General features: G+C 62.4%; 23 protein-coding genes and 1 pseudogene. 15 read left to right on the forward strand and 9 right to left on the reverse strand.

Annotation, left to right across the window (positions count from 1 at the left end):
* The 4 genes from IWX87_RS05170 to IWX87_RS05185 form a co-directional block, all read left to right on the forward strand.
* Positions 1 to 219, forward strand: a 219-nt coding sequence (locus IWX87_RS05170) for an IS4 family transposase (RefSeq protein WP_304609483.1), incomplete at its 5' end; no start/stop codon positions are given.
* An 18-nt stretch (positions 220 to 237) separates the two neighbouring features.
* Complete coding sequence (locus IWX87_RS05175) at positions 238 to 471, forward strand: hypothetical protein (protein ID WP_196862463.1); 234 nt, start codon at positions 238 to 240, stop codon at positions 469 to 471.
* Between the two features lie 402 nt (positions 472 to 873).
* On the forward strand, positions 874 to 3219 hold the full coding sequence (locus IWX87_RS05180) for a CHASE3 domain-containing protein (RefSeq protein ID WP_196862464.1): 2346 nt from the start codon (positions 874 to 876) through the stop codon (positions 3217 to 3219).
* 234 nt (positions 3220 to 3453) lie between these two features.
* Positions 3454 to 4734, forward strand: a complete 1281-nt coding sequence (locus IWX87_RS05185) for an MFS transporter (RefSeq protein ID WP_196862465.1) — start codon at positions 3454 to 3456, stop codon at positions 4732 to 4734.
* 481 nt (positions 4735 to 5215) lie between these two features.
* Here the strand turns inward: IWX87_RS05185 and IWX87_RS05190 are convergent, their stop codons facing one another.
* Both IWX87_RS05190 and IWX87_RS05195 read right to left on the reverse strand, forming a co-directional pair.
* Positions 5216 to 5836: a flavin reductase family protein gene (locus tag IWX87_RS05190; RefSeq protein WP_370583775.1), complete on the reverse strand. Its 621-nt coding sequence runs from the start codon at positions 5834 to 5836 to the stop codon at positions 5216 to 5218.
* Between the two features lie 93 nt (positions 5837 to 5929).
* Positions 5930 to 6346: a hypothetical protein gene (locus IWX87_RS05195; RefSeq protein WP_196862687.1), complete on the reverse strand. Its 417-nt coding sequence runs from the start codon at positions 6344 to 6346 to the stop codon at positions 5930 to 5932.
* Positions 6347 to 6710: 364 nt separating this feature from the next.
* Here IWX87_RS05195 and IWX87_RS05200 point away from each other — a divergent pair, with 364 nt between their 5' ends.
* From IWX87_RS05200 to IWX87_RS05215, 4 genes are all read left to right on the forward strand, one after another.
* On the forward strand, positions 6711 to 7271 hold the full coding sequence (locus tag IWX87_RS05200) for a DUF1439 domain-containing protein (protein ID WP_231374609.1): 561 nt from the start codon (positions 6711 to 6713) through the stop codon (positions 7269 to 7271).
* A gap of 95 nt (positions 7272 to 7366) precedes the next feature.
* On the forward strand, positions 7367 to 7789 hold the full coding sequence (locus IWX87_RS05205; RefSeq protein WP_196862466.1) for a VOC family protein: 423 nt from the start codon (positions 7367 to 7369) through the stop codon (positions 7787 to 7789).
* Between the two features lie 46 nt (positions 7790 to 7835).
* Complete coding sequence (locus IWX87_RS05210; RefSeq protein ID WP_196862467.1) at positions 7836 to 8243, forward strand: hypothetical protein; 408 nt, start codon at positions 7836 to 7838, stop codon at positions 8241 to 8243.
* A complete protein-coding gene (locus IWX87_RS05215) occupies positions 8216 to 9145 on the forward strand; it encodes a hypothetical protein (RefSeq protein WP_196862468.1) in 930 nt (309 codons plus the stop codon). The genes IWX87_RS05210 and IWX87_RS05215 overlap by 28 nt, the downstream gene beginning before the upstream one ends.
* A gap of 235 nt (positions 9146 to 9380) precedes the next feature.
* On the opposite strand, the gene sbcC is transcribed toward IWX87_RS05215, so the two are convergent.
* From sbcC to IWX87_RS05230, 3 genes are all read right to left on the reverse strand, one after another.
* The gene (gene sbcC / locus IWX87_RS05220; RefSeq protein WP_196862469.1) at positions 9381 to 12845 is read right to left on the reverse strand and encodes an exonuclease subunit SbcC; all 3465 of its coding nucleotides are present in this window, start codon (positions 12843 to 12845) and stop codon (positions 9381 to 9383) included.
* A complete protein-coding gene (sbcD, locus tag IWX87_RS05225) occupies positions 12842 to 14086 on the reverse strand; it encodes an exonuclease subunit SbcD (protein ID WP_196862470.1) in 1245 nt (414 codons plus the stop codon). Before sbcD ends, sbcC begins: the two co-directional genes overlap by 4 nt.
* 348 nt (positions 14087 to 14434) lie before the next feature.
* Positions 14435 to 15412, reverse strand: a complete 978-nt coding sequence (locus IWX87_RS05230) for a metallophosphoesterase (RefSeq protein ID WP_196862471.1) — start codon at positions 15410 to 15412, stop codon at positions 14435 to 14437.
* 284 nt (positions 15413 to 15696) lie between these two features.
* Here IWX87_RS05230 and IWX87_RS05235 point away from each other — a divergent pair, with 284 nt between their 5' ends.
* The gene (locus IWX87_RS05235; protein WP_196862472.1) at positions 15697 to 16077 is read left to right on the forward strand and encodes a VOC family protein; all 381 of its coding nucleotides are present in this window, start codon (positions 15697 to 15699) and stop codon (positions 16075 to 16077) included.
* 16 nt (positions 16078 to 16093) lie between these two features.
* Here the strand turns inward: IWX87_RS05235 and msrA are convergent, their stop codons facing one another.
* Together msrA and msrB are read right to left on the reverse strand one after the other, a co-directional pair.
* Positions 16094 to 16714, reverse strand: a complete 621-nt coding sequence (gene msrA, locus IWX87_RS05240) for a peptide-methionine (S)-S-oxide reductase MsrA (RefSeq protein WP_196862473.1) — start codon at positions 16712 to 16714, stop codon at positions 16094 to 16096.
* Positions 16711 to 17115 carry a peptide-methionine (R)-S-oxide reductase MsrB gene (msrB, locus tag IWX87_RS05245; protein WP_231374610.1) on the reverse strand — a complete coding sequence of 135 codons (405 nt, stop codon included), beginning with the start codon at positions 17113 to 17115 and terminating at the stop codon, positions 16711 to 16713. Before msrB ends, msrA begins: the two co-directional genes overlap by 4 nt.
* A 415-nt stretch (positions 17116 to 17530) precedes the next feature.
* Between msrB and IWX87_RS05250 the strand changes: the two genes are divergently transcribed.
* The 3 genes from IWX87_RS05250 (at position 17531) to IWX87_RS05260 (ending at position 19546) form a co-directional block, all read left to right on the forward strand.
* The gene (locus IWX87_RS05250) at positions 17531 to 18280 is read left to right on the forward strand and encodes a tRNA-uridine aminocarboxypropyltransferase (protein ID WP_196862475.1); all 750 of its coding nucleotides are present in this window, start codon (positions 17531 to 17533) and stop codon (positions 18278 to 18280) included.
* Between the two features lie 73 nt (positions 18281 to 18353).
* The gene (locus tag IWX87_RS05255; RefSeq protein ID WP_196862476.1) at positions 18354 to 18605 is read left to right on the forward strand and encodes a hypothetical protein; all 252 of its coding nucleotides are present in this window, start codon (positions 18354 to 18356) and stop codon (positions 18603 to 18605) included.
* A gap of 236 nt (positions 18606 to 18841) precedes the next feature.
* Positions 18842 to 19546, forward strand: a complete 705-nt coding sequence (locus tag IWX87_RS05260) for a glutathione S-transferase N-terminal domain-containing protein (protein ID WP_196862477.1) — start codon at positions 18842 to 18844, stop codon at positions 19544 to 19546.
* A 46-nt stretch (positions 19547 to 19592) separates the two neighbouring features.
* On the opposite strand, the gene IWX87_RS05265 is transcribed toward IWX87_RS05260, so the two are convergent.
* The gene (locus IWX87_RS05265; RefSeq protein WP_196862478.1) at positions 19593 to 20231 is read right to left on the reverse strand and encodes a class I SAM-dependent methyltransferase; all 639 of its coding nucleotides are present in this window, start codon (positions 20229 to 20231) and stop codon (positions 19593 to 19595) included.
* 430 nt (positions 20232 to 20661) lie between these two features.
* On the opposite strand from IWX87_RS05265, the gene IWX87_RS05270 reads away from it, so the two are divergent.
* Positions 20662 to 21498 (forward strand): transglutaminase family protein, encoded by an 837-nt coding sequence (locus tag IWX87_RS05270; RefSeq protein WP_196862479.1) that lies wholly within the window; start codon positions 20662 to 20664, stop codon positions 21496 to 21498.
* 152 nt (positions 21499 to 21650) lie between these two features.
* Here the strand turns inward: IWX87_RS05270 and IWX87_RS05275 are convergent, their stop codons facing one another.
* Entirely contained in the window at positions 21651 to 23381 is a 1731-nt protein-coding gene (locus tag IWX87_RS05275; protein ID WP_196862480.1) for a tannase/feruloyl esterase family alpha/beta hydrolase, read from the reverse strand.
* Between the two features lie 588 nt (positions 23382 to 23969).
* Between IWX87_RS05275 and IWX87_RS05285 the strand changes: the two are divergent.
* Together IWX87_RS05285 and IWX87_RS05290 are read left to right on the forward strand one after the other, a co-directional pair.
* Positions 23970 to 24218 (forward strand): annotated as a pseudogene (locus IWX87_RS05285) (aldo/keto reductase); the annotation flags it as partial.
* A gap of 259 nt (positions 24219 to 24477) precedes the next feature.
* Entirely contained in the window at positions 24478 to 25503 is a 1026-nt protein-coding gene (locus tag IWX87_RS05290; RefSeq protein ID WP_196862481.1) for an SDR family oxidoreductase, read from the forward strand.
* Positions 25504 to 25508: the final 5 nt, after the last annotated feature.

The raw sequence follows: 25508 nt of genomic DNA on the forward strand, positions 1-25508 counted from the left end.
AAAGCCGCCTACATCCTGAACAAGCAGAAGCTGCCAAGCAAGCCGCCCACGCTCAACGAGGTGGTGCGCTTGGTTGCCAGACTCGGTGGCTTTCTAGCGCGCACGGGTGATGGTGAGCCGGGCGTGAAAACCATCTGGCTGGGCATGCAGCGCATCCTGGACTTTGCCGCCGGCATCAGGTTCTCACGCGAGCTTCAGGCTCAGGGGACTTGTGTATAACGAAATGGCTTTGACCTGGTGTTTTCCGACGTGATCATGCCGGGCATGAGCGGCATTGAATTTGGCGAGCTGGTGCGCAAGCGCTACCCCGGCCTGCCGGTGGTGCTGGCCAGCGGCTACAACGAGGTCATGGCCGAGCGCGGCAGGCACGGCTTCGAGCTGATTCAAAAACCCTATGTTTCCGACACGCTGGTGCGGGTCTTTCGCAAGACCATGGCCGAGCACATGGCAGCCGGCCGCAAGGCGCCCTGACGCGCAGGCAGCCGGACAGTGTCTTACGCCGTTTTTTATTCCGGCAGCAAAGCAGGCTTACAGAAATTGCAACACCTGGAGCCAGGTAACTTTCTGGCCACATCATGAAAAAGATTTGTCAATCTCCGTCAAGCGGGTTGCACTGCACCAAGGCACGGAATCTTTATGCGAAAAACCACTCAAGCGCGCGTGTCTGTTGCGCAAGCAGCTATTCATTTCGCAGCAAATTAGCGGGCAATCAAGCTTGCCTGAATGTCTTTGGAATATGGCGAAGTTGTGGCCGGGCAACTCGCCGTTGTAGTGGCAAAGGCTGGCAATATAGGGCGCCGGATTCCAACGATCCCATTGCGTTGAAAAAATTTTTCCACCTGATGAACGATCACTTTGTTAACGGAGGCCGGTTTGACCGCTCCTCTTGATTCGCAGGCAGGGGATGCCTTGGGACAGCGCCCGGGCATGGCAAGCGGCCTTGGTGCGGGCGCAGCACAAGACCATAAAAAGCGCCGGCTGGTGGACGCGCTGATCGTGTTCGTCCTGGCCTGTCTGGTCGGCGTCGGCTGGCTTTCTTATCGAAACATGCATGCCATGACCGAGACTGCGCAGTGGGAAGCGCATACGCATGTGGTTATCCAGAAATTAAGCGATCTCATGTCCAGTCTCAAGGATGCGGAAACCGGACAGCGCGGCTTTCTTATCACGGGCAAGGCCGCTTATCTGGAGCCGTACCGCGCGAGTCTCCAGACATCCCCGGCTGTTCTGGCCGACTTGCGTCGCCTGACTTCGGACAATCCCGATCAGCAACGGCGGCTCGCCGCCCTCGCGCCACTGGTCGCGGCCAAGCTGGCGGAACTCAAGGACAGCATTGCGCTGCGTGAAACAAAAGGATTTACGGCCGCCACCGAAGCTGTTTTGATGGCGTCGGGCAAGCGCCTCATGGACCAGATTCGCAGGCTGGTGGTCGAGGCTCAAGCGCAGGAGGCGCAACTTCTGGAAAGCCGGGTTGCCGCAAAACAGGAAAACGCCCGCAGGACGACTCAATCCGTGTTGCTGGGCGGCTCCCTGGGCAGTCTCGCCTTGCTGCTGATGTTTATGGTCCTCCGCTGGGAACTGACCAGCCGCCGCCGTGCTGAAACGGCGCGGCAGACGAGCGAGGAGCGGTATCACCACTTGTTCAATTCGATTGATGAAGGCTTTTGCATCATCGACATGCTGTTCGATGTCCATCGAAAGCCCATTGACTACCGATTTTTAGAAGTCAACCCCGCGTTTGAAAGGCAGACGGGATTGCGCGACGCGGTGGGAAAGCGGGTACGCCAATTTCTTCCGGACCTGGAAGTGCATTGGTTTGAAACTTACGGCAAGGTCGCATTGACGGGCGAGTCGAATCGCTTTTCAAACCAGGCAAAAGGGCTGGACGACCGCTGGTTCGATGTCTATGCCTTTCGGTTTGGCGGACCGGGGAGTTCAAGGGTTGCGGTCCTTTTCAGCGACATCACCGAGCGGCTGCGGGCCCAGGAAGAAGTCCTGCGCCTTAACGCCAGCCTGGAAGAGCGCGTGCAGCAACGCACGGCCGAACTGCTGCGCGCCGAGAGCGCACTGCGCCAGGCGCAAAAGCTCGAAGCGCTGGGGCAGCTCACAGGCGGGGTGGCGCATGACTTCAACAACCTGCTTGCGGTGATCAGCGCCTCGGTCGAGTTGCTGCGCTTGGACAAACTTCCCGGGGCGCGGCGCAGCCACTACCTGGACCAGATTTTCGACACGGTCGGGCGGGCCGTCAAACTCACCAGCCAGTTGCTGTCCTTCGCCCGGCGGCAACCGCTGAATCCCGAGGTTTTCGACGTGGACCAGCAGGTGCAAAGCACGATCAACCTGGTGCGCCCCCTGATGGGCTCGCAGGTGCAGATCGATCTTGAGCCCTGCGGGGAAAATAGTTGTTTCGTCGAAGCGGACATCAGCCAGTTCGAAACCGCGCTGGTCAACCTGGCCGTCAACGCGCGCGACGCCATGAACGCCAAAGGCCAGTTCAGCATCCGGGTGCAGCGGGTCGATAATGTGCCGGCAGGCCCAGGCCGCGACCACCGGTCAGGCGATTTCGTGGCCATTTCGGTGGCCGACACGGGTTGCGGCATCGCGGCGGAAAAGCTCGAAGCGATATTCGAGCCCTTCTACACCACCAAGGAAGTGGGCAAGGGCACCGGCCTGGGGTTGAGCCAGGTATTTGGCTTTACCAAGCAGTCGGGCGGCGAAGTCGACGTGAAAAGCGAGCTGGGCGGCGGTTCGGTTTTCACCCTGTTCCTGGCACGCGCCGAGCGCCCGCGCTCCTCAGAAACGGAGCCGCTTGCCAAGCCGGAGGTCGAGGGACACGGCATGCACGTTCTGGTGGTGGAAGACAACGAAGTGCTGGGGCAAATGACGTGCAGGATTCTGAATACCCTGGCGTACCACACGACCTGGGCGGCCAACGCAGCGGCCGCGCTGGTGCTGCTGACCGAAGACGCCAGCCGCTTTGACCTGGTGTTTTCCGACGTGCTCATGCCGGGCATGAGCGGGATTGAATTTGGCGAGCTGGTGCGCCAGCGCTATCCTGGCCTGCCGGTGGTGCTCACCAGCGGTTACAACGCAGCCATGGCCGAGTACGGCACGAACGGCTTCGAGCTGATTCAAAAACCCTATGTCTCCGACACGCTGGTCCGGGTCTTTCGCAAGACGATGGCCGACCCCATGGCGGCCGGCCACAAGGCGCCCTGACGCGCAGAGCCTGCCGTGTTGCAACGGTGTCGGTGCGCGGGGCAAATGCCTGCCTGAGTCCTCAACGGTTTCCCAATGCTCTTTTTTTAATAGCTGCTTTCGCTCGTCCAGCATGCGCCATTGGCTGTTTTGATGTCGAATCAGCCACGCCGTTGTTCTGCCGCGCGGATCAACCCGGACAGGGGCAACAACGCCGCCCCGCCAGCCGGTGTACCCTCAACGCCCACCAACGCCATGAACCCACTTTCACCGCCCGCCCGCTCAGTTGCCGAACGGCCCGCAGCCCCGCCCCTGCGCTCGCTTTGGGCGGTGCTGTTCGCCCTGACCACTGCTTTTGCGATGAGCCAGGCCTACCGCACCGTCGCCACCCTGATGGCCGCGCCGCTGCAGGCCGAGTTTCACCTGGGCGCGCAGGCGCTGGGCTTGTTTGCCGGCGCTTTTCACTTTGCCTTTGGCGCGATGCAGCTGTTCATGGGCATCGGCATCGACCTGCATGGCGTGCGGCGCACCATGCTGACGGCGTTTCCAGTGGCGATTGCCGGCTCTGCCGTGTCGGCGCTGGCCACGTCGTATCCGATGCTGATTACCGGCCAGGTGCTGATCGGCATGGGCTGCGCGCCGGCTTTCCTAGTGTGCACCGTGTTCATTGCACGGCACCTGCCCGCCGACCGGTTCGCGGCGATTTCCGGGCTCACGCTGGGCCTGGGCGGCATCGGCATGCTGCTGACCGGCACGCCGCTGGCCTGGCTGATCGAGGCAACCTCGTGGCGCATGGGCTTCTGGGTGCTGGGCGCTGTCGCCCTGCTGGCCTGGGGATTGATTTATGTGCTGGTGCACGAACCGGCGCTGCCTGCCGCCACGGCGCAGGCCCGGGGAGCCCAAGGCCGGGAAACGCTGGGCCAGGCCATCGGCAAGTTCGGCGCATTGTTTTTGCTGCCGCACACGCTGGGCATCGTGCTGCTGGCGGCCGTGGGCTATGCGTCCTTCATCTCGCTGCGCGGCCTGTGGCTGGGGCCGATGCTGATGCAGCGCCACGGCTTTTCGCTGGTGCAGGCGGGCAACGTGGCGCTGGCGATGTCACTGACCTCACTGATCGGCGCGCCGCTGTTTGGCCGCTTTGATCCGGGCCCCAGGCACCGGCGCCGCTGGATTGTCGGCTTCACGCTGGTGCTGGCCGGCCTGTTTGCCGCGTTTGCGATGGGCCACAGCACGCTGGTGGATGTGGGCGGCCCCATCGTCATTGGCCTGCTGTCGGGCTACACGGTGCTGCAGTATGCCGACGTGCGCGCCGCCTACCCGCCTGAAATCACCGGCCGTGCCATGGCGGTGTTCACCATGGCGATGTTTCTGGGCGTGGCCGGCATGCAGTGGCTGACCGGCATCGTCGCGTCCGTCGCCCTGGCGCAGGGCATCGAGCCTTTTACCGCCGTGCTGGCGAGCATTGCCGCGCTGCTGGTGGCCGGCGCGCTGGCGTTCACGCTCTTGCCGGGGCCGGTGCACCGCGTCACGGCCTGAACCTTTATGCTACTAGTTTAATAGCTTAATTCACCTACTGATCGTGCGCAAACGGCTTGTTTGATCAAAAAATTCAGGCATTTCAGTATGCCCGCTGTCCCTGGCATCGAGTACGCATGACGCCTTCCCTTCAGGGTTGAAATGGGTCGGCACACAAGGGGCACAGTCGCAAAAATCCCCATCAGGGAGCCCTCGCCCCAACCCGCTGCCGGAGGGAGAGGGAGCCGGAAAGCAGCCTTGCCCAGCTCGGTCGCTGGAAACATTTTTCCCTCTGTCATTGCGGGCTCGACCCGCAATCCATTTGTGCGCAGTCAACCGCTCTGTAAATTCCAGGAGCTGACTGGCTTCGGATGGCTCCGGTGCAGTGGATTGCGGGGCAGGCCCGCAATGACAGAAAACAAAGGAATGCCTCGGGTCGAAGAAGCCCGCAGGTCACGAAAACCCGGCGGCCCGGCCTGAAAATCCAGCCTGCAACCCCGCCTCACTTCGGCCGGTACATCCTGAACAACTGCTCGGGGCCGATGCTGAAATAGTCGCCCGGCCCGCCGCCGCGCAGGATGTGTTCAGCACCCGCCGTGTCGTACACGCCGTCTTTCAGCAGGCGCTGCGCAATGTGCACCGCCACCACTTCGCCCAGCACCAGCCAGGTCGGTACTTGCACGCCATCGGCACCCTGGAGCTGGACGATCTGCGTGGTGCGGCATTCGAACGACACCGGGCTTTCCTGCACGCGCGGCACAGAAATCACCTGTGACGGCACCGGCGTCAAGCCTGCCAGCTCGAATTCATTGACCTCGGGCGGCACGGCGGCGCAACTCTGGTTCATGGCTTCGGCCAGCGGACGCGTTGCCAGGTTCCAGGCAAATTCGCCGGTCTGCTCGATGTTGCGCACCGTGTCCTTGTAGCCGACGCTGGAAAAGCCGACGATGGGCGGCGTGTAGTTGAAGGCGTTGAAAAAGCTGTAGGGCGCCAGGTTCAGGCCGCCGGCCGAACTGCGCGACGAAATCCAGCCGATGGGACGCGGCCCGACGATGGCGTTGAACGGGTCATGCGGCAGGCCGTGGCCGTTGCGTGGTTCGTAAAAGTGGATGGTGTCAGGCAAGGAAGGGCTCCGCAGTGGGGAAACAGGGTTCAGGGGCAGAACGCACCTTAACGCAAGCCGCCCGGCCTGCCTGTCGCCCTTGTGGCGCGCGGGCTAGCGGCGGTCCGGGCGGCCATCGCCGTCACGGTCCCGCCTGTGGCTGCGCTCCCCACGGTTGGGCACGTCATTGTTGTGGGGCCGGCGGTCCAGGCGGTTGCGAACGCCGTCACCGTCCCGGTCGCGGTCGAAGCGGTCTGGAATGCCGTCGCCGTCCCGGTCGCCGTGGCCACGACCCGGACGCGGCCCCGGCACGACAAGCACCGACGGAGGGAACGGACGGCTGTAGCCCCGTGGGTAGCCATAGCCGTAACCATCGGAGCGGTAAATCGTGCCGCCGCCCTGGATGTACACCGGCTGCTGGATCACCTGGGGCGCCGGTACGTCGTAGCCGTAGCTTCCATAGCCCGGCGACGGGTACACGGCGCAGCCGCTCAGGGTTGCAGCCGCGCAAAGCGCTAAAAATGTTTTCATGAAAGCTCTCCCGTCACATGCCCGCCATAAACGACAAGCCAATGCATTGTGGTCTGGCGACGTTTCGCAGCAATGCGAGTCTGTCAACAATGCATGTTTTGTCGTTACCAGATGTAGATTATTGCCGGGATAATAAACTCTTTATTGATAGCAATAAATGCTTATGTCTATTGCGCAAATCGCCTTTTTGATTCAAAACCCGTGCATGGCTGCCAACGCATTCGCCTGTTCAGTGGAACCGACCCGGCCGCAGCGCATCTGACAATGAAATAGTGGTGCAAAACCGCAGGCCACAGGCACCACAGTGCGGCGCTTGCACACCGCATGGCTCCCAAACACAAGGAAACGGATGAATCGCAGACGCATGCTGACACTCCCCGCCTGGCTGCTGGCGACCGGCGCGGCGGGTCCGGGCTTTTTCGTGGCGCACGCATCGGACCGGCCCGGCTACACCGTGTCCATCGGCCAGCTGGAGCAGGTCGTTGCCGAGCGGTTTCCGCTGCGTTACCCGGCCGGCGGGCTGCTGGACCTGACGCTGCTGACGCCGCGCCTGCGCCTGCTGCCGGAACTGAACCGGCTGGGCGCCGAGATGCCGGTCGAAGCCGCCGGTCCGGCGCTGGGCCGCCGCTACGGCGGCACGTTCGATCTGGATTTCGCGCTGCGTTATGAAGCGCGCGACCGCACCGTCCGGGCGCACCGGTTGCGCGTCAATACGCTGCGTTTTCCTGACCTGCCGCCGGGACCCTCGGCGCTGCTTGAGGTTTACGGACCCGCGCTGGCCGGGCAGGCCCTGGGCGAAGTCGTCTTGCACACCCTGCGCCCGCAGGACCTGGCGCTACCCGACGCCATGGGGCTGCAGCCCGGCAGCATCACCGTCACGCCACAGGGGCTGGCGGTCAGTTTCGTTGTCGCGCCGCCCCGCTGAAACCACCTGCCGCCCTGCATCCGGTCGCTTGCAATTGGAAACGCCGGTCTGCTGACCCACGCTGATACTCGCGCCATTTGAAGATGAAGGACCGCATGGCGACCAAGATGTATGTCAACCTGCCTGTCAAGGATCTTGACCAGTCGATCGACTTTTTCACGCGTCTTGGCTTTGCCTTTAACCCGCAGTTCACCGACAGCAACGCCACCTGCATGATCGTTGGCCCCGACAGCTTCGTGATGCTGCTGGTCGAAAGTTTCTTCAAGACCTTCACGTCCAAGAAAATCTGCGATGCCCGCCGGCAAACCGAAGTGCTGATCTGCCTGTCCTGCGACAGCCGGGAACAGGTGAGCGACATGGTCGGCCAGGCCATTGCCTCAGGCGGCACGACGCCCCATCCGCCACAAGACCATGGCTTCATGTACCAGCATGGCTTTCAGGACCTGGACGGTCATTTGTGGGAACTCATGTACGTCGATGCCGTCGCCATTTCACCGTCTGATTCCGCGCTGTCCTGAACGCAAAAGCAAGCTGCCCATCGGGGCCGACACAAAGCACAAGACCATGGCTGCCGCGCTGACGGTCATGAACGGAAACAGTTTTGACAACCTGTGCACGAAACGCACGGCGTCGATGGCCAACGGCAGGCTATCGGGCTGCGGCAAAAGTCAAAAAACACAGTGCCTCCGGATTGAAAGCCATGTCCCGCAAAACGCTGCCGACACCGCATGCCAGGCAAGGCGCGGTGGCCACGCCAGCCAAAAAGCAAGCAAGCCAGCCTGCGCGCGCGATACGCGCCTTAAATCCCTTGCAAACCACAGTCGGTGCATGACCAGGAATCAAAATCCAGTTACTTTTGCAACAAGACGTGAAGCCAGAAACGGTTTTATGGCAAATAATGCAGTGCTGGCAGGTTTCGATTCTTTTCAGGCAAGGGCACGCACATGGACTCCGCAAGTTTTACCGTCTTGATCGCCGTCACCGGCCTGGCTGGAGGCGCGGTGTTGTGCTGGCTGCTCATGCGTGGCCGCAGCACCGCCCCAACACCGCAGGCCATGCTGCAGCAGGCAGAACTGGCGCAGGCCAAGGGCCGCATCCGCCAACTGGATGACGAACGCAAGCTGGCCATCAAGAACTACGAAGACCTCAAGCACGAAACCGCCCGGGCGCGCAGCGTGACCAATGCGGTCAGGAAAGACACCGTGCTCCCGGCCGAACATGAAGCTCAGATCGCGGCCCTGCAGGTGCAACTGGTCGTGTTGCAAGCGCAGGAACAGGCCAGCCGCGCCGATGCCGCCCAGGCCAGGTCCGAAGCCATGGCTCAGCAAACCCAGGCCAAAGACTATTTCCGCTCGCTGGAAAAAAACCAGCAAACCGCCGCCATCAGCGCCCAAGCGCTCAAGCGGGAGACCGACCAGCTGCGCCAAGCGCTGGACATGGCCCAGAAAGAGCAGGCCCTCGCCGCCCAAAAGGCCGCTCAGGTGCCCGCACTGCAAGCCCAACTGGCCGCACTGCAAAGCCAGAACCAAAACACGATCAACCAACAATCGGCAGAATCCGTCGAAGCCTTGAAGCGCATCCAGGCCCGTGTGCTGACGCTGGAGCAGGAAAACGCCACCCTCAAACTCAGCACTGCCGCCTTGGCCGCGCCTGCACTGTCAGCCCGTCCAGCCGCTGCATCGACCCTGCAAGCCACGCAATTGCCGGCGCTGGAAGAACAGGTGCTGGCACTGCAAAATCTGGAAAAAGCCATCAAGAAAGAGTTTTTGCTACTGACTGAAATCCAGCGCAACGTGACGCTGACGTCTGCCACGCGCCACGAGTTCCTCGACAGCGCCGAGTCACACACCACCGGCAACGCGAAGACTGCCTGAAGCCGGGCTGTTGGGCCAACGGCAACGCCCGACAGCTATTGGCCCTGGCACACCAGCCCTGCCGCGCCCGGCGCGCTGGGGGCACTTCCCCTGCACTGTTTCGATGAACACCACATACATGAAGCAGCCCCGCTTTCATGGACGCCGTTCAGCCCTGCGCCTGACGCGCATCAATCTGAAACCGCAGTTTCCGCGCGTGCAGCCTTTGACCACGGCGGCCAAGCCCCGCAACCCACTACACCACCACCACGCGCGAATGCCCGACGCCGCCGCCCTTCTCGACCCGAATCTGCGCGGGAATGCGCTCTTTCAGGCTTTCGACATGGCTGATGACGCCAATCATCTTGCCGCTGGCGTTCAGCGTGTCGAGCGCATTGAGCGCGATTTCCAGCGTGTCGCCGTCGAGCGTTCCAAAGCCTTCGTCCAAAAACAGTGAGTCGATGGACGTCTTGTTGCTGACCAGGTCAGACAGCGCCAGGGCCAGCGCCAAGCTGACCAGAAAGCTCTCGCCCCCTGACAGCGTGCGCGTGTCGCGCGCCACCTCGCCCTGCCAGGCATCGACGATGTCGAGTTCCAGTTCGCCCGTAGCCTTGCGGCGCAGCAGGTAGCGGCCATGCAGGCGCGCGAGATGGCGATTGGCAAGCAGCAACAAATGGTCGAGCGTCAGCCCTTGCGCAAACTTGCGGTATTTGTCGCCACGGGCCGAACCAATCAGGCCGTCCAGCCGTTGCCAGAGGTCGGTTTCTGCCGTTTGCAACCTGATTTCTTCATACAGGGCTTGCTGGCTTTCACGGCGCTTCGTGTCGCTGGCCAGCTCTTCACGCCGGGCACCGACTTGTTCGCTGAGCATGTTGCGCTGCGTTTCCAGCGCGGCCAGCGCTGTCACGATTTCCTCCAGTTGCAATGGCGTGAGCGCTTGCGCAGCCACCCGCGCTTGTTTGCCTTGCGCTTCGCGCAACAGCACATCGGCCTGCTGCCTGGCAGTGTGCAGCGCTTCCTTCAATTGCGTCAGCCGCTGGCGTTCTTCAGGCGGCAACAATGCGGCAATGTAAGCGGCCAGGCCGGCAAACGGGCTGGTGGCCAGTCCCGCTTGCCACGTCGCGGCCGCTTCGGTCGATGTCAGGCGCTGCCGGACGAGGTCGGCATCGACCTGGGTTTTTTGGCCTTGCAGTGCGGCCATCGTTTGCTGCAGGCGGCTGACTTCCCTGGCGCACAGCGCCAGGGCGGCGGGCAAGTCATCGGCGACACCGAAGGGAAAATCGGCCAACGGCGTGGCCTGTTCGCCAGCGCTGGCGCGCAAACTTTCCCATTGCGCTTGCCACAAGCCAGCTTTTTCCTGCGCGGCTTCGCACTGGCTTTGCTGGCGCGTCAGGGTTTGCGCAAGGGTTTGCAGTTGGGTCTGAGTCGATTGCCAGTCTTGCCATTCGTTTTCACGCTGCTGCAACCACGGTGCGGGTTCTGGCGGCATGCTGAAACCGGCTTCGTCCAGCGAGGCGGTCAGGCCCATTTCCAGTTCGGACAGTTCCAGCTGACGCGCTTGCGCGGTTGCCCGCAGTTCGGCTTGCCGTTCCTGTCCGGTCGTTATCGTTTGCTGCAACAGGGCTAACGCGTTCCGTGCGGTTTGCAAGCCGTGGGCTTGGGCGTGGCAGGCTTGCCGAGCGCGGTTGACGGCCTCTTCGCCCTGCTCTGCGGCCTCTACTTGTCGGGCGAGCCCGGCCAGCGCCTGCTCAATGGCTTCGCGCCGGGCGCGCAGGCCAGAAGCATCTTGCCAGTCGCTTGCACCGGGCAGCGGTTCACAGGGGCTGGGGCTGATCAGCGCCACCTGTTCGCGCCATTGCGTCTGGCTGTCGGCGATATCGTGGGTATTTTTTTCTTGCTGGATCAGCCAGCCGGCTTGCGTGGCGCGGCTGGCGGCCAGCGCATCTCTTGCATCCTGGCCTTGCGTAACCAGGGCATCCAAAGCGGCCTGCTTTTCCTTCAAGGCTGCTTCTGTCAAAGAAACATCCAGCGCCTGGTACTCGGCAATGGCGGGATGCGCCTGTGCGCCGCACAGCGGGCAAGGATCCCCCGGCTGCAGCGCCCGGCGATGATCTTCCAATTTCTTGATGAGGTTCTCTTGATGTAGCAGCTTTTGCTTGTCTTGCACCTGCGCTTTCATGTCCTTATGCTGTTCGAGCAAGGCAAGCCGTGTTTTTTCTTGCTGGTCGATCTTGATCTGGCAGTCTTGCAGCTGCGTTGCCCGCGTGGTTTGCTGGCCAGCCAGTTCACGGCATTGCCGCGCCAAGGTTTCCAGCTGCTGCCAATGGTTCAGGCGGTTCTGGCCGGATTGCGCCTGCTGGCGCAATCCGGCCGGCGTTTGCCCGGCCAGTCGCTGGGTTTGTGCTGCCTCGGCCTGCTGGTGCGCGGTGTCGGCGTCGGTGCTGGCCTGTTCGGCGGTAGTCACCGCCGCGTTGCGGGTGACGAGCTGGCGGCTGCGCTCGGCCTGTTCGTCATCCAGTTTTTTCGCGGCCAATTGCTGCGCAGCCGCGGCCTGCTGCAGCTTTTGGCGTTGGTCAAACTGTTGCCGCCAGGCACCCAGGTGCGCGCCCAGCTTGGCGCGTTGCGGATGAGCGGCGCAAAAGTCGTCAAGCTGCTGGCGCTTTTGCACTGTCAGTGCCAATTGCGCCTGCGCCTGTTCGGCGATGCGGCTGGCGATGGCGTGGGCGCTGTGATGCTGCTGGTCATGCGCGGCCTGCTGGCTTTCGTGCTCGCCGTGCAGCGCCTGCAGCCTGGTTTCGCTGGTGCTGCAGGCGATTTCAGCGTGTTGCCACGCCTGATGCAGCGGTTGCAACGCCTGCGCCGGTTCGCTGTCGGCCAAGCGGCGCAATTCCGGGGCGGCGGCTTCGAGCGCGGCGTCGGCTGCCCTGCGGTTTTGTTCAGCCGCTTGGGCGTCCTGTTCGCTCTGCGCCAAGTCGAGCCGCCACTGCCGTTGGGCCTGCGTGTTCTGGTGCTGGCGTTGCACGTCGCCCAGTTGGGTGCCAAGGCGAATCACCTCGTTCTGCATGGCTTCGCGCGCCTCGGCTGACAACAGCTCCATGCCCTGCGCGCGTGCCTTGAGCTGGTCCAGCTGCTGCCGGGCGTCGCGCGCCTGCTCAAACACTTTTCTGGAAATATCGCCGTAGATTTCGGTGCCGGTCAGCTCTTCCAGCAGTTCGGCCCGCTCGTTCGCGCTGGCGTTCAGGAACGCCGCGAAACCGCCTTGCGCCAGCAGCATGGACTTGGTGAAGCGCGGGAAGTCAAGGCCGGTAATGGACGCAATGAGTTTGAGCTTTTCGCCGCTTTTATCACTGAGGATGGTGCCGTCGCCAGTCGCCAGTTCGACTCTTGGCGCTTGCAGCGCGCCACCCACTTTGTCGCGGGCGCAGCGCTGGCTCCAGAAGGCGCGGTAAACGATGCCCTTGACCTCGAATTCCACCTCCGCCAGGCAGTCAGCGGTGTGGCGCGTCATGATGTCGTTGGCTGAGGCCGAGATGCTTTTGAGTCGCGGTGTCTCGTGGTACAGCGCCAGGCATATGGCGTCGAGCAATGTCGATTTGCCCGCGCCGGTCGGGCCGGTGATGGCAAACAGGCCGTTGTCCACAAACGGAGCCTGGGTGAAATCGATTTTCCATTCGCCCTTGAGCGAATTGAGGTTTTTAAGGCGAAGGCTGAGGATTTTCATGCGTCGCTTTCCTGCAAACCGGTGACGATGGCGCGGTAGCGTTCACGCAGGGCCAGTTGCAAATCTGGCGTCAGTTCTTCTTGCGACAGGCGGCGGTCAAACACATCGTGCGGGCTCAACTCGTCCAGGGTTTCGCTGGCCTGGGCGGCCAGCCGGGCGGCTTCGTTGCCGCGTTGGCGGCGAATGCGCAGCACCTCGACCGGCAGTCCGGCGGTCAGTGCTTCAATGCGCACCGGCAAGTCGGCCAGATAGTCGTCTTCAACCACCGTCACCTCCAGCCAAACCGGGCGTTCGGGCGTGCCGTCGGCGGCGGCAGTGCGAATCGCTTCGGCCAGCGTGGCCAGGTTGCCTGTGACCGAAGCCAGCGCCTGAAAACGCGGCACGGGCAAGGACGTGATGGCGTGCAGGCCGCTGGCGTCCAGGTCCACCAGCAACACCTGTTTTTGCTGGCCCGCCTCGTCAAAACTGAGCGGAATCGGCGAGCCGCAATAGCGGATATGGTCCAGCCCACCGACAGATTGCGGCTGATGGATATGGCCCAGCGCGATGTAGTCGACCGGCGGAAAGGCGCTGGTCGGAAAGGCGTTCAACGCGCCGACATAGATTTCGCGCACCGACTCGCTGGTGCTGGCGCCCACAGTCGTCAGGTGGCCGGTGGCAATCAGCGGCAGCTTGCGGCCCAGTTCGCGCTCCAGCGCAGTGCGGCGGGCGCTGGCGGCATCGAACACGGCGCGGTAATGCGCCTGAATCGCCAGCTGCAAGGCGTGCTGCTTGTCGTCGGCGCTTTGCCCGGCCTGGCTTTGCAGCACATCGCGCGGGCGAATGAAGGGAATGGCGCAGACGACGCAGCCGGCTTCGCCTTGCACGCCCGGCGCGCCGCGTTGCGGCAACACCACGACTTGTGCCTCCGATTGTCCGGCTGCGGCGACGACCGTGGAACTCAGGCAGGCCAGCAGCGCCCGGCTTTCGCCCAGTGTGGCCACCGAGTCATGGTTGCCGCCGAGCAGCAGCAAAGCCGCGCCAGCCCCGTGCAGGCGCACCACCAGCTGGCTGTACAACTCGCGTGCATAGCTGGGCGGCGTGCCGGTGTCGAAGATATCGCCTGCAACCAGCACCGCATCGACCGCATGCGCCTCGACCTGCAGCAGCAACCAGTCAATCAAGGCCTGGTGTTCGGCCTGACGACTCTTGCCCATGAAATGCTGGCCAAGATGCCAGTCCGAAGTGTGAAGGAGGCGCATGGGTGAAAAAGTAGTAGAAAGATTCGGGCTGGCTTACAGGGTCATTTGTCAGCAAGTTCAACCGCGTTGGCTGCGCAGTTCCCTGAGCAGGTTGACGTTTTTCCTGAGGTCGGCATCGCCAATGGCGGCACCACTTTTGAAAACCTGCCGGGGTTTCGCGAAGGCGCGGCGCAAGGGAAGTATCTGGCTTGTCTGCACGACCCTGAGGGCGAAAAGATCTGCACATGCACATGCACATGCACATGCACATGCACATGCACAGGCCCGCCTGACAGGACGGGCTCGGGCGCGAGAGGGCGCGTCCTGCAGGCATGGCCCGCCGTGGACACAGGCCGCAACCCGCTTTTTTTACTGCTTCTTGCGGCAGTCAAACGCGCCTTCGTCCCGCACGGCGTCGTCCACGTCAATAAACCGCCACCTGGCATTGCCTGCCGACAGCGACAAACGCATCACGCCAAAGGTTTCCAACTGCTTCTGGCTGCCCGCACGCACCGTGGCGTGCGCGTAAGTTTCTGCACCACCGGTGCCCACTACAAATGAGCGCATGCCGCCGGTGGCGGACAGGGTGCCGTCTGCGGTCATGGGGGCAAAGCGCTCGTATTGGTGCTCGTGGGATTGCAGCACCACATCGGCCTTGGCCTTGTCCAGGATGTCCCACATCGCGGTCATTTTGGTGTTGTCACCATCGGGGGCCGAGGTGAACCGGGCGTGGTGCCAGGCCGCCGCCACGCAGGGCTGCGCGCTGGCCAGTTCCTGCCTGAGCCACTGTGCTTGAACTGAAGCGGCTGTCGCATCGATGTTGCTGTTCAGCGCAAACACAGTCCAGCCGTTTTGGTCAATCCGGTAGTAACCGGTGCGCTTGCCATCGGGGTTGGCCTTGGCACCAAAATAACCGAAGTAATCGTTGCTGTCGCCACCTTCATAGTCGTGGTTGCCTGGAATCGCGAAGGTTTTGGCGATAAACCGGCCCCAGGTTTTTTCATAGCAATCGGTGTAGCCAAGGTTGGAGCCGGCCACAAAATAGGCATTGTCGCCAAGCGTCAGCACGTTGGAATTGCTGCCGGCGTCAGCCAGTTGCCGCTCGACCAGCTTGGCTGTCTTTTCGGCAGCCGTGTCGCGCGGAGGCCGCAAAAAACACTGCGCAATATCGCCTGCAGTCATCAGTTCCCACGGTGTCGTGGGGTTGGCCTGCAAGACCGTAGGCGTGGCGCCGCCACCGTCGCCCCCGCCACAAGCCACCACCGCCGCGCCGACAAGCACGGCCAGCAAACCGGATCGAACTGAGCGAATGACTTGCGTGGTGCCCGGCCAAAAGTTCTTGCGCATACCGTTGTCTTTCTCATTGACTGCATGTTGGACCTCGCATATTAACTGGCGGGTCCAGCCAATCCCGCTGCACCAGCGCGCCCATGCCCACCTCTGCATTCCGGATGGGCCGTGCCGATACCGAGACAACGAAAACCCTGAGTGGCGCAAGCAGCCAGTGCGAGCGAGGAGTGCGAAATGCACCGGCGGCTCGCTTGTCAAGCGCGGGACGGAAAGCGCTGGCCATTGCCACTACCATCTTATGAATATATTTCGCCCAATTTTGGGTTTTAAAGGAGCAAGCAATGTTCAGTCATGTGATGTTGGGTGTGAATGATCTGGAAGTTTCAAGGAAGTTTTACGACGCGCTGCTGGGCACGCTGGGGATTGCCCCGGGGGTTGCCAACAAGAACCGCTATTTCTACCGCAGCCCTGCAGGCACGTTTGCCATCACAACGCCCATCAATGGCGAGCCCGCGACACACGGCAATGGCAGCACCATCGGGTTTGACATGGCTTCGCCGGAACAAGGTGACGCGTTCCACGCCGCCGGCATCGCCAATGGCGGCACGGATTGTGAAGAGCCACCGGGGTTTCGGGATGGCGCAGTTGGCAGGATCTACCTGGCTTATCTGCGCGACCCTGACGGCAACAAGCTCTGCGCGTTGCACCGCCCGGCCAAATAAGCCAGGCGGCAACCGCTCAGGGCTTCGTGCCCCAGACTTCGGCAACGCGGCTGTCTCTGCCGCATGTCAGGCGGTAATAGTTGTAGCGCAGCGGGTTCTTCTTGTAGTAGCTCTGGTGGTAGTCCTCGGCCAGGTAAAAGGCCGATTCCGGTGCAATCTCGGTATGGATTTCCTTTAGCACGCCGGACTTCAAAATAGCCGCCTTGCTGGCTTCGATCACTGCTTTTTGTGCCGGGCTGTTGTAGTAGATGGCGCTTCGGTATTGGTCGCCGACATCGCAAAATTGCCGGTCCTTCACGGTCGGGTCAATGTGGCGCCAGAAGAAGTCGAGCAACACCGGGTAGCTGACGACACGCGGGTCATAGGTCAGGCGAACCGCCTCGGTGTGGCCGGTGCCGCCCGCGCTGACCGTCTGATAGGTGGGATTGGCAGTCTTGCCGCCCGTGTAGCCCGATTCGGCGGCGATCACACCGGGCAGTTTTTCAAAGTCGGCTTCCACGCACCAGAAGCAGCCACCGGCAAAGATAGCCGTGGCGGTCTGGCCTGCTGCGGCTGGCGCCGCGGAAGTCTGCGCGCCGGCCTGGCCGATCAGCAGGGAAAGGGCCACGGTGGCCAGCGATTGAAGCCAGGTTTTCATGTGCGTAACTCCGGAAGTTTTTCGCCTGCGGGAATGAATTGAAGCGCAACGCCGTTGTTGCAATAGCGCAAACCGGTGGGTTGCGGGCCGTCCTTGAACAGGTGGCCCTGGTGGCCATCGCAGCGGGCGCAGTGGTATTCGGTGCGTGGCCAGATCATGCTGAAATCACGGCGTGTCTCGACCGCTTCGGGAATCACATTGAAAAAGCTCGGCCAGCCGGTGCCGCTGTCGAATTTAAGTTCGCTCTTGAACAAAGGCAAATTGCAGGCAAAGCAGACATAGGTTCCGGCACGCTTTTCGTCGTTCAGCGGACTGCTGCCAGCGCGCTCGGTGCCGTCCTTGAACAGCACGGCGTAGTTGGCGGCGGGCAACTGTTGCTGCCAATCGGATTTGGATTTCATGAGTTTGGTCATTGCCATGGAAAGCTTGCTTTGGGATAACACGGCCCAACCCAGACCAGCCCGGGCTAAGCCTTGCAGGATTTTGCGACGTTTCATGTTGACTCCTGTGACGTGGTGATGGGAAGTAACCCAAAATAACAGACCTGTCACGTCAGTTGGCTTCACACGATTTTCTTACCCGTCATGAACATCCCTGGGGAAGCCGAACTGTCTGACAGCGCGAATTCATCGTGATTTACCAGTCTACGCAGTATGGCCCTGTGGTGGCGTGGTGCGTGCCAACAACCCGTTTGGCCACCGAGCCATTTGCAGCCCATCAGCTTGGGGATCGAAGCGCGCCAGCAGACCGGAATGTGCGGTGGGGCGGTGGGGCGGCGCGGCTTGCCGGCGGCCTTGCTGCGCTAGACTTCTGCCCATGCCCCACGCCGTTTCCCGCCTGCGCACTGCGCGACTGGCGCGCAGTTCCAAACCTTTTCTGGCCCGTGGCGGGCCGCGCGGCGAGCGCTGCGCCGGTTGCCGCCTGATTCACAGCCACTGCCTGTGCGCCCTGCGCCCGGAACTGCCCACGCGCGCCGGGGTGTGCCTGCTCATGGCCGACATCGAGCCGCTCAAGCCGAGCAACACCGGCTGGCTGATTGCCGATGTGGTGGCCGACACCTTTGCCTTTGGCTGGGCGCGCACCGAGGTCGACCCCGCGCTGCTGGCGCTGCTGGCCGACCCGCAGTGGCAGCCTTACCTGGTGTTTCCGGGTGAATTCGTGGCGGGCGGGCGTGTGGTGTCACAGCTGCAATCGGCCGATCCGCCTGACGGCAAGCGGCCGCTGTTTGTTCTTCTGGATGCGACCTGGCCCGAAGCGCGCAAAATGTTTCGCAAGAGTCCCTACCTCGACCACTTGCCGGTGCTCAGCTTGCAAGGCGAGCAGCTTTCGCGCTACCGGCTGCGCCGCGCCAAGCGCGCAGACCATTTTTGCACCTCGGAAGTCGCTGGTCTGTGCCTGGAACTGGCCGGCGAGACGCATGCAGCACAGACGCTGGAGGCCTACCTGGATGTGTTCACCGGCCATTACCTGAACGCCCGCCAGCAATTGCCCGTGGACGCGGATGACACGGCACACCAGCGATTGCGCAGCCTGCGCTTGCCAGGCGGCAGCGGCGCTGCTGCCTGACGACAAGTTGGCGTCGGCGACAATCGTCCCCTACCCCAAGGCAACCTCGCCTCACCAGAAAAGCAGCCACACCATGACCGAAGACCTGAACCGAAAAAACGAACTGAAGAAGATGGCGCTGTGCGAATCGTGCGCCGGCATCCAGCGCAACTGGCGCAAGGCACCGGGCCATCCCGAACTGGTGCAGGGCGGCAACCGCCAGGAAAAGCGCGGCGCCAGTCTGGTCACCCTCACCAGCTACCGCTGCGACCGCTGCGGCACAGCTTGGGAGTACGAGAACAACCGCGCCAACCAGCAAGCCGGCTGGTCGGTGGTGGGGCGCTAATCCACGCTGCCAGCTCGGTTGCGCCAAAAAGTGCACAACCCACCTTGAATTTTCAGAAAAAAAGCACAAAGCGCCAAAGCGCATATATACCGCCTGACGGCTGTTTTTTTCCCGTGACTGATCCACCTGCGTTTCCAGGGTGGACTTGCGATGCGCCGCTATAGGCCAATGGCCTTCAGGCCAAAATGCGGGCTCCCGTGGGGCCTTCGTCCTGCGTTCATCCTCCAGGAACACGAATGAACGATCTTGCCGCCTTTCCCGTGACACAAAAATGGCCCGCCCTTCACCCTGACCGGCTTCAGCTGTATTCACTGCCCACGCCCAACGGCGTGAAGGCGTCGATCATGCTGGAAGAAATCAAGCTCCCCTACGAAGTGCACCTGGTCAGCTTTGAAACGCAGGACCAGATGACGCCAGAGTTCCTGTCGCTCAGCCCGAACAACAAGATTCCGGCAATCCTGGACCCGAACGGTCCGGGCGGCAAGCCGCTGGCGCTGTTCGAGTCGGGCGCCATCCTGCTTTATCTGGCCGACAAGACCGGCCTGTTCATGGCGCAGGACGCGGCCGGGCGCTACGAAACGATCCAGTGGCTGATGTTCCAGATGGGCGGCATCGGCCCGATGTTTGGCCAGCTGGGATTTTTCAGCAAGTTTGCCGGCAAGGACTACGAAGACAAGCGCCCGCGCGATCGCTACGTAGCCGAAGCGCGCCGCCTGCTCGGCGTGCTGGACCGGCGCCTGAAAGGCCGCGACTGGATCATGGGCGCGCACTACAGCATTGCCGACATCGCCACCTTTCCCTGGATTCGCAACCTGATTGGCTTCTACGAGGCCGGGGAACTGGTGGGCTTCGACGATTTCACACAGGTCAAGCGGGTGCTGGCGGCTTTCGGGGAGCGGCCGGCGGTGGTCAAGGGACTGGGCATTCCAAAACGTCCCTGAAGCTGAAGCGCGGAATCCGAAAGGCGGGGCTCCTGCCCTGCCCGGCTCACGCCTCGGGTTTGGTCCAGGTGAACACGCGGACTGGCGGCACGTTGGCGATTTCCCACTTCTTTTCGGGCGTGCCAAGGTAAGGCGACATGAAACCGGAAACATGCGCGCGCACCTGGTAGGCAACAAAGCGTCCGCCAGGACGAAGCACTCGGGCCACGCTGGACGCCACGCGGTCCGAAACCCCGGCCGGCATGGTGGAAAACGGAATGCCCGAGATGATGGCATCGGGCGCAGGCAGCCAGCGCGCTTTCAAGAACTCGTCAAGGCGCTCTGCACTGCCTAGTTCCAGGCTGAAACGCGGGTCGTGAATGGACGCATGCAGGCGATGGTGAAACTCGGTGTCCAGCTCGATGGCCAGCAGCTGCGCGGTGGGCATCATGGCGCGCAAAAACGCAGAGGTCGTTCCGCCGGTGCCCGGCCCCAGTTCAACCACCATGCGCGCGTCGCTGATGCGCGCACTGCGCACCAGGCGCTGCTCCAGCTGTCGTGAACTCGGGATGATGGAGCCGACCTGGGCCGGATTTCGCACAAAGCCGCGAAGGAACTGGAAACTGTCCCGCAATTGGGCAAAGGCCGGACTGACGCAAGGTACGGCAACCTGGCCTGCCTGCCCTTCAACGCGTTGCTGGTTCATGGTGCAAATCCTGTCCTGGCGGTGGTGTTTTGAGTCGGTGCTGCGTTGTGATGCACAAGCTGCCTCCTTGAAGCGTCGCAGCAGCGCTGTCGTCTGCTTTTATTCTGAAGCAGCCGCATGCTGGCGTTTGTCAGACGCTGCCTTGTCAGCATGGGTAGATTTACCCTCCTGCGCGCCGGCTCATCGGCTGGCAAGTCAGGACGAGCGTCAGGGCGAAGAAGATTTTTTGCTACTTTTTAAATAGCATTAAACTTATGCTGGTTGTGCGCCATTGCCTTTTTTGATGAAATTTTTATTTATCCGATCTGAACTTTTGGCTAAAACAGAGCGCACCTGCACCGCAGTCGGGTTTCGGACTACAAGCCGGACATTGCAGGCACGCTAAGCTAGAGCTTCCGGCGACATCAATGTAATTTTTTACTTTTTTTCCATGAAGCTCAAAGCTGCCTGTTCCATCAGCGTGACCGCTGCCTCTGATTGCCCCATGGTGGCAATGCTGCGCCCACGCAGTGGCCAGACTCAGTGGGTCGTCAGCGAACGCTACGACCTCGACCCCTGGGTGCCAGTGGACGAGTTTGCCGACGGCTATGGCAACCTGTGCCAGCGTCTGGTCGTGCCGCAGGGGCAGATGCAGATCAACGTTGAAGTGGTGATGGAAGTCGAAGACCACATCGCGATTGCGCACGACGCGCCCAAGACCCCCATCACCGAACTGCCGGCCGATGTGCTGCACTATCTTCTGCAAAGCCGCTACTGCCCGTCGGACATGATGCAGGATCAGGCATTGACCGTGGTCGGACTGGCACTGCCCGGCTATGCGCAGGTCGAAGCGATACGCGCCTGGATTTACGACAACCTTGAATACCGCTATGGCGTCAGCACGGCAAGCACTGATGCACTCGACACGCTGGAGCATGGTGCAGGCGTGTGCCGTGATTTTTCGCATGTGGGCATCGGCCTGTGCCGCAGCCTGCAGATTCCGGCGCGCATGGTGGTCGGCTACCTGTACGGGCTCAAACCGATGGACCTGCATGCGTGGTTCGAGGCATTTGTCGGCGGACGCTGGTACACCTTTGACGCCACGCAGGACGCACCGCGCGGCGGCCGCATCGTGCTGGGCTATGGCCATGACGCGGCCGATGTGGCGTTTATCTCGGACTATGGGCTGCAGCCGCTGCAGCTTGACGACATGCAGGTCGAGGTGACGGCGGTTGAAGGCCTGGCGAATGACCAATCGAATCAATCCGGCAGCGCGGCTTTGAAGTAATGTGATTTCTGGTACTTGATGCGTGTTGCAGGCTGTAGCGTTTCCAAAGCACTGGTGCCAGTACAAAACGATACAAAAACGCCCGTTCAGGAACGGGAATTTTTATTTGATGACGTCGGAACAGCGCCCGACGGTGTGAGGCCCGTTATTCGTTATTGCGTGACGCAGGCATAGCTCGGGGCCACGTTGATGTCACCTGCGCCTTTGTACTTTGCCCAGGACGGGTAGTCACACAGCGGCCGGGTTCGGCCCGGAACGCCGGCCGTGTCGGCCACCACCTGATTTGGCGGAGCCGCACCCTTTTCAACCCAGTTTTCAAGCGTGGTCAACGAGTCCCAGGACGCATTGAACACACTGCTGACGGCATGCCCGTAACCGGGAATCTCGTAATACCGGGCAAAGCTGTCAACCTTGGCCGCCCCCATGGTGTTGCGGATGCGGTCCCAGTACTGCTCGGTCGCCCTGGTGCTGACAAGCGCATCATGCGATCCGTGCGCCATCAGGATCTTGCCACCTTTGGCCTGGAAGGCCGACAAGTCGGACTTGTTGAGGTCCTGGATGCCTGTCAGTTCGACAATCCGCGCTTGCAGGCTGCCGGGATTTTGCGGGTCCAGGCTCAAGGAGTTGAAAGTCGGATCGCGTGTCACGAAAAACCGCACCCACTGGTCCCAGAAGGTGCTGCCGTAAGGTGGGCTGGTGGTCGCAGTGATCAAAGGCATGGGATTGGCAGGCTGCTCGGTTCCCAACGACAGCGTCAGAACGGTCGGCTGTAGCGGACTGGTGCCCGGAATTCCAAAATCGGTTCCCCAGGTGTTGAAGCCCGGGTAGGTGGTTTCACCGCTGGCCAGCGCATAGTTCAGGGCAAGTGGCGTGTTGGTGACATTGAACGCGGTGATCTGCGCATCGGACAGGCAGGTATCCCCGGTATCGGCACCACCAACGCAACGTATCGGCGTACCGTTCAGGGTTGCCGTGGCGGGGTCAAAGCTTGCATTGCAAGCTTTGACATTGCTGATCAGCCCGTCGGTGACGCCATCGAGCGCGTCACACGCGGCCAGCGACGCGTCATACAACACCTTGCGTTTGGCCCGGCTTGGGTAGGCGCCCGGCTTGGCAAGCTCCCTGGTGATGCGACCAAATTGCAGGTCCAGGCTGGCGGCATTCCAGGCGGGATACAAAACGATGGCACCGTCGAAATCCTGCGGCCAGTTCTGCACCGCAATCAAGGCTTCCCGTCCGCCCGTGGAACCGCCGGCAAAATAGGTCTTTTTCACGGTGTCGGCATAGCGCGCCTGGATGATCGTGATGGCGGCATCACGCGTTTTCTTCAACGCATCGGAAGAAAAGTTTTTCAGTGCCTCGTCGTTTGCGCCAAAGGTGCCGTCACGGCTGCCATTGGCATTGGCCTGGTGGCCAGAGTCGCTGCCAAAGGTGGCGTATCCGCGCGCAAGCGGCGTCGGCTTGTCGATCGGCCCGGCGGGAACGTTGCCAGCGCCGGTGGCAATGACGCCGTTGTATCCGCCACCCCCAAACATCATGGCCTTGCTGTTCCAATTCACAGGCAAATTCACCTGAAACTTGATTTTTGGTGCGTTGGTGTCCACCGGATTGATGTCGCCCAGCACCTTGCAATATTCCGCCACGGCTGCGACACCGGTCCCGGCTGCGGGAACCAGCACGGTGCTGGTCACGACAGCACCGGTCGTCGGCAAGCCAATCGAAGCGGCCGCAATGGTCAAGCCATTGAGTTCGGTGCAAGTCTTGGCGACCTGCGCCGGCGGCGGTGGCGCCGGGTTGTCGCTGCCGCCGCAGGCGCTCAGCGCCAGTATGGCAGCGGCCAGCGTGGTCAGTTTCAAAGTCGTGTTCTTGGATGCAATGGTCATGTCTCGCCTTCTTATGTTGAATTGTTCATTCACCTGCGCGCGACGCACACCTGTTTCTCAACAACTTCGGCTTGCAGCCAACTTGCCCTTCAGGGGTGCGGACCTTCAGCAGTCCGCAAAAATGCCGAGCAAACTGTTGAAGCCATTCGCATGATGGGCTGCAACATCGGGCGTTTCAATTCCGTATGACTACTTACCGGGGTAAGCGAGCTTGACGATTGCATAAAAAAATACGCGGTTGTCTCTGGCTTTGTTTCCTGAAAAGCCATCCCTGCCAGCGCACGGCTGACCTGCGGCAGTGGCGGTTGCCACCAGACAAAAAGAAGGCATGTTTGCCGTAAGGGGTCCGCGGATTCATTGCCCTTGCCTTGCGTGGCTTATGAAGTTCAGGCAAATTTGGCGCATGCTTATTCCGCCATTTCCCTCCCGTGGTGCAGACCGGCGCACCGCCTTGCGCCTGTCCGCACGCGCACTCGCCGCCCTGTCCGTAGCCGCGCCCTGGTGGGCAGGGGCGCTGGCCCAACCCGTGCGACCTGCGCCATCGCTGGCCCTGCCCATGACAGCCCCCATCAACACCCGACCGATTCCCTCAACCGGCGAAGCGCTGCCGGTCATTGGCTGCGGCGCCTCGCGGGCAAGCCGCTGCCCGGCTGGGCACCGGACATCGGCTGCACCAGCTGGGCGCAGGTGCTGCTGAAATTCGTGCTGAGCCACCCGGCCGTGACCTGCGCGATTCCAGGCACCGGCCGGTCCAGGCACAGGCAGGACAACCTGGCGGCAGGCCGGGGCGGCGTGCCCGATGCGGCATTCTGGCGCCAGCATGCGGATTCGCCGTAGGCGTGAGGGCTGACGACGCGCTATAAGCTATCGAATCAATAGCTGCTTGTGCTTACGCTGCTTGCGCAAAGGGCTGATTTCTCTGTTATCCATGCTTGCTGCGCCTGCTCGCCGTGTGTGCCCAACCCGAACAGACAAGTCGCTTCAGGTACACACCAGCCGCCGCCTGACCCGGGCCGGCACCTTCGCCGATTGACAGCCGGTTTTTTGCACCGGACGATTCAACCCATCGACCACTCCTTACTTCCAGGCCAGCCCCATGCCCCACACCCAAGCCAATCCCTTCCCGGCGCCCGTCGTCGTCCTGACCGGCGCCTCCAGCGGCATTGGCCACGCTGCTGCGCTGGCCTTTGCGCGTGCAGGCGCCAAGCTGGTGCTGGCCGCGCGCGGTCCCGAGGCGCTGGACAAGGTGGCGGCCGAATGCGCGCTGCTGGACGCGCAGGCGCTGGCCGTGCCGACCGACGTGACCGATGCCGACGCCATGCAGGCGCTGGCAGAGGCGGCCCTCCAGCGCTTTGGCCGCATCGACGTCTGGATCAACAACGTCGGCATCGGCGCCATCGGCGCGTTTGACGCCACGCCGATGGAAGCGCACGAGCGCGTGATCGCGGCCAACCTGCTGGGCCACATGAACGGCGCGCATGCAGTGCTGCCGCATTTTCGCCAGCGCGGGCGCGGCACGCTGATCAACATGATCTCGTCGGGCGGCTGGGTTCCGGCGCCGTATGCCGCGGCCTACACCGCCAGCAAGTTCGGGCTGCGCGGCTTTTCCGAGGCGCTGCGGGCCGAACTGGGCAACCTGCCCGATGTGCATGTCTGCGAGGTCTACCCGACATTTGTCGACACGCCGGGCCTGTTCCACGGCGCCAATTACACCGGCAAGCGCCTTCGCCCGCCGCCGCCGGTGCTGGACCCGCGCACGGTGGCCAAAGCGCTGGTGGCGCTGAGCCGGACGCCGCGCAACGTGACGGCGATTGGCAGCGTGGCGATCCCCGGGCGGCTGGCGCATGCCGTCGCGCCCGGGCTGACCGGCCGCCTTGCACGCTGGCTGACCGACCGGGCGCTCGAGCGCGCCGGCCCGGCGCCGGTCACCAACGGCAACTTGTTCGAGCCGTCGCGTGTGCACACCATCGACGGCGGCCACCGCACGCTGGCGGTGCGCGCCATGCCGGTGGCCGCCGTGGCGCTGGCCGGCGCGGTCGGGCTGGGGCTGATGTGGGCGATGCGCCCGCGTCGGCCGCACAGCACGCGACGGGTGGCGAAACGGGACAGGTCAGCGCGCTGAATTGC

Origin of the sequence: Polaromonas sp. CG_9.7, from assembly GCF_015752205.1 — a bacterium.
Taxonomy (GTDB): Bacteria; Pseudomonadota; Gammaproteobacteria; order Burkholderiales; family Burkholderiaceae_C; genus Polaromonas.

Bases quoted from the DNA above. Each gene is read 5' to 3' on its own strand.
- IWX87_RS05250 (WP_196862475.1), top strand. From the start codon at position 17,531: ATGCCCCACGCCGTTTCCCGCCTGCGCACTGCGCGACTGGCGCGCAGT.
- IWX87_RS05235 (WP_196862472.1), top strand. From the start codon at position 15,697: ATGTTCAGTCATGTGATGTTGGGTGTGAATGATCTGGAAGTTTCAAGG.
- IWX87_RS05200 (WP_231374609.1), top strand. From the start codon at position 6,711: ATGCTGACACTCCCCGCCTGGCTGCTGGCGACCGGCGCGGCGGGTCCG.
- IWX87_RS05275 (WP_196862480.1), bottom strand. From the start codon at position 23,381: ATGACCATTGCATCCAAGAACACGACTTTGAAACTGACCACGCTGGCC.
- IWX87_RS05260 (WP_196862477.1), top strand. From the start codon at position 18,842: ATGAACGATCTTGCCGCCTTTCCCGTGACACAAAAATGGCCCGCCCTT.
- sbcD (WP_196862470.1), bottom strand. From the start codon at position 14,086: ATGCGCCTCCTTCACACTTCGGACTGGCATCTTGGCCAGCATTTCATG.
- IWX87_RS05265 (WP_196862478.1), bottom strand. From the start codon at position 20,231: ATGAACCAGCAACGCGTTGAAGGGCAGGCAGGCCAGGTTGCCGTACCT.
- IWX87_RS05270 (WP_196862479.1), top strand. From the start codon at position 20,662: ATGAAGCTCAAAGCTGCCTGTTCCATCAGCGTGACCGCTGCCTCTGAT.
- IWX87_RS05185 (WP_196862465.1), top strand. From the start codon at position 3,454: ATGAACCCACTTTCACCGCCCGCCCGCTCAGTTGCCGAACGGCCCGCA.
- sbcC (WP_196862469.1), bottom strand. From the start codon at position 12,845: ATGAAAATCCTCAGCCTTCGCCTTAAAAACCTCAATTCGCTCAAGGGC.
- IWX87_RS05290 (WP_196862481.1), top strand. From the start codon at position 24,478: ATGCCCCACACCCAAGCCAATCCCTTCCCGGCGCCCGTCGTCGTCCTG.
- msrA (WP_196862473.1), bottom strand. From the start codon at position 16,714: ATGAAAACCTGGCTTCAATCGCTGGCCACCGTGGCCCTTTCCCTGCTG.
- IWX87_RS05215 (WP_196862468.1), top strand. From the start codon at position 8,216: ATGGACTCCGCAAGTTTTACCGTCTTGATCGCCGTCACCGGCCTGGCT.
- IWX87_RS05255 (WP_196862476.1), top strand. From the start codon at position 18,354: ATGACCGAAGACCTGAACCGAAAAAACGAACTGAAGAAGATGGCGCTG.
- IWX87_RS05205 (WP_196862466.1), top strand. From the start codon at position 7,367: ATGGCGACCAAGATGTATGTCAACCTGCCTGTCAAGGATCTTGACCAG.
- IWX87_RS05195 (WP_196862687.1), bottom strand. From the start codon at position 6,346: ATGAAAACATTTTTAGCGCTTTGCGCGGCTGCAACCCTGAGCGGCTGC.
- IWX87_RS05210 (WP_196862467.1), top strand. From the start codon at position 7,836: ATGGCTGCCGCGCTGACGGTCATGAACGGAAACAGTTTTGACAACCTG.
- IWX87_RS05230 (WP_196862471.1), bottom strand. From the start codon at position 15,412: ATGCGCAAGAACTTTTGGCCGGGCACCACGCAAGTCATTCGCTCAGTT.
- msrB (WP_231374610.1), bottom strand. From the start codon at position 17,115: ATGAAATCCAAATCCGATTGGCAGCAACAGTTGCCCGCCGCCAACTAC.